The 3132-nt window shown below is 36.6% G+C and carries 2 protein-coding genes; both read right to left on the bottom strand.

Annotated features, from left to right (window positions below; translation table 11 throughout):
- Positions 1-297: 297 nt before the first annotated feature.
- Complete coding sequence (locus J6U00_RS05960) at positions 298-462, bottom strand: hypothetical protein (protein WP_296580142.1); 165 nt, start codon at positions 460-462, stop codon at positions 298-300.
- Between the two features lie 709 nt (positions 463-1171).
- Positions 1172-3132 (bottom strand): M4 family metallopeptidase (locus J6U00_RS05955; RefSeq protein WP_296580141.1); only part of this gene is annotated, 1961 nt, incomplete at its 5' end.

Genomic DNA, 3132 nt, shown 5'->3' with positions numbered 1-3132 from the left:
GAAGCTAAATCCATGTTAAAGAGGCAATATCCCGGAAATAATGATTTCCGGCGTAAAAATACACGATTTATAACTTTTCAAACACCTCTATTTTATGCTGATTTCGCAAAAAACTCGAATCCTGTTCGAAAGAGGTTATATGAAAAACTAAATGATAATCAAAAGTATCAATAAAAATAAGCTCCGGTCCAACGTGAAATTTCACGGGATTCGAAGCCGTATTATGTATAAGCGCACATAACGACCTCGTCTCCTTCAGACACTCCCAAAAGCGCAGAACTATTTACGCGCAATTGGTCAGTAAAAAGAGACAAAAGCCTTATTCACACTAAAGAATATTTCATTTTTTTTCTTATGTTCTCTTACACAAAGAGCTACTATGTTAAAGCCTGAACTTAAATCATTTTCAATCTCTGTGATCTCAGCTTGAATGATTTCAGATTGTAAAAATGAAATTCTCATAATTAGCCCCCCTAGTTTAAAATAAAAAATTAAGACCTAAAACAACTTATATTTGTAATTGATTTCCTAATATGGAGGTAAAAAATTCTGTCAACAAACCAATACAAAATAATAAATAACGAAAAATACTAAAAAAGGAAATATCTTTTCTTCAATAGTTAATTCGTTTTGTATATTTTTCTATACGATAAACAATTTGTATATACTTATCGTATTATTCATATCCCGTACCTTGTGATTATCATAGTGAAAACTTGTAATTATTATATCATTAATGTAGCTACATGTCAATTGGCAGTAGCACTTTTTGGATATCTTTACTATATCGACATATCTTCATCATAATAATTTGTTTATTATTTCAATATTAATATGCACTATGTAATTTACAAACTTCGCATTACAATTTGTATATACGATTTATGCATATATACACTAAATACGTTAACCTAAATCATAGAAAGTGATTTTGCGTATCGACATTATGGAATATGTATCAGTATGATCTGCTTAATACATTATGAGATAAATAGCCCAATTACGACAATGTACAGCACACGAATATATATATCAATAAACAGCTGCACGTTAGTTATTGTAGTGTAGCTTATTTTTAGCAAAAAATAGGGGCCTCACCACGAGACCCCATATTCGTTATTGGGACTTAGTTTTTTACAGCCCCTGTTCTTCTTTTAATACTTATATACTCTTACTGTACATATATGTCCCACCAGTCATCCCAGTCAACATAGCTGTCTTTATTGATATCAGCAATTAACAGCTGCTCTGTAGTCAGAGAACTGTGCTCATCGAGGTGAAGCTGCAACAATCTTGCATCATCTTCATCAACTGAACCGTCACAGTTAATATCTCCGAGCGCATAGTCTGGCAGGATATTTGAGCGGCTGAAAGCAGCGCTGGTCATAAGGGTATAGTCCCACCAGCAGTCATTGTACTTTCCATTGAATGTACGATCGTATACTACGTCTCCTATTGCTTCAAGCACTGCCTTTCTGCAAGCCTTGAAATTGATTTCCTTTGCGTTCTTGAGGTAATCCATTGAACCGTACCAGATACGCATTCCGACTTCATCCTCAATCCCCATGTAGTGCATCATATATGCTACATGAGATATTATGGTTGAAGCATCATGAGGCTCAGTTTTACTAAGGCTTCCTTCACCGTTGTATTTTATGAGACTCGGCGATTGTGGTTTAACGATATTCCTAATATAGAGACTATCGTCTTTTATTTTGAAGAACAGATCATTTCCGAGCTTCCATTCAGGTGTCTCATCTGCATATTCAGCCATAATATCGCTGTAGGCTTCGTTAAGGGCGGCTATTTCTACGTTTTCAGAACCACCCCAACCTAATTTTTGATGGGATACAAGGTGAGTAAATTCATGAACGGCAATATCGGGATCGGCTCCCCAAGCAGCTACATCATTGCCATTTATTGCGCCTTCTGCGCCAAAGGCAATGAAGTTCCTTCCGTTGAATGCATAAGCGTTATTTACTGTCCATCCGCTTTTTCTTCTGAGTTCAGGTAAAATATACAGTGTATTGCCTCTTCCGTCTGCGCCCTGCCATTTGAAGTTATTGTTATAGAAATCATAAGCTTTTTCAATGTTGTGTAATGCTGCTACTTCAGAAAGGTTATATTTCAGGCATTCATAATCATAATCATCGTAAACTAATTGTGACAATACATTACTTTTGTAGTTTGTATCAAAGATTTCGTCTTTATTTCCACCAGATGAGGTATAGATATGCACTTTGTTATTCTTATCAAATTCAGCCCAGTAATCATTACTCGGAATAAGCGCGATATTTCTTTTCTTATCACGGAAGAAGAATTTTTTAGCGCTTGTGTCGTGATCAAGTTCAATATAGAATGAGCCTTTATTGGGCATATAATAATTATTATCCACAAAATAATGCTCTTCACTGCCGTCATAAGTCAGTGAAGCCGGCTGTGCGAGGTTTTCCTCGTATAGAATGCCGCCATTTTCTGCGTCAATATATATCTTTCCTGTTGTCAATGTCTCTGCATTGCATTCCCATGCCAGAGAACTTATACCGTCTTCATCTGTGTAAATCACCAGTCTCGGATATGATCCCGAATAATCCTCATAATAAACCTGTACTATATTCAGCGCCTCAGCTGCAGAAATGTGAGGCACTATACTTATAGACAGATCGGATATATAAGTATTATTGAGGCATTTAGGCTCACGAGTATTCTTATTTACTATCACGGTAACATAAGAGTTAACCATTTCCAAGCCGTTGTAATACTGTTTGAAAGAATAGATATCGTTATAAAGACTCTCTGTGCAGCTCTCAAACTTTAAATCGCTGTAAGCATTGTTTATGCCGAGCAGATTTGAGATTTCGTCAATAACGTCTAAAGCGTCGCTTTGTGTATTGACGTCTGATTCAGAAAGTGTTCCGAATATCTGTGATACCTCGTTATTTTCGGTAACTGTAATATCTGGTACTTCGTTGTCATTGATGCTACTGAGCTGTTCAAGCTCCGAGGCTACTGCGTCTGAATCGGTATCGAGACCGATCTCACCTGCGATAGTGAAGCCGTCGCTTACAATCTCATCAGCGTTTACTGCTATGCTTGGTATGATACTGGTATAACCCGCTAATATGCTTACTG

Origin of the sequence: Ruminococcus sp., assembly GCF_017650195.1 — a bacterium.
In the GTDB taxonomy this organism is placed as follows: Bacteria; Bacillota; Clostridia; order Oscillospirales; family Ruminococcaceae; genus Ruminococcus.
Note: the sequence above shows the minus strand (reverse complement) of the source record. Positions and strands in the feature narration are given on the sequence as shown.

Bases quoted from the DNA above. Each gene is read 5' to 3' on its own strand.
- J6U00_RS05960 (WP_296580142.1), bottom strand. From the start codon at position 462: ATGAGAATTTCATTTTTACAATCTGAAATCATTCAAGCTGAGATCACA.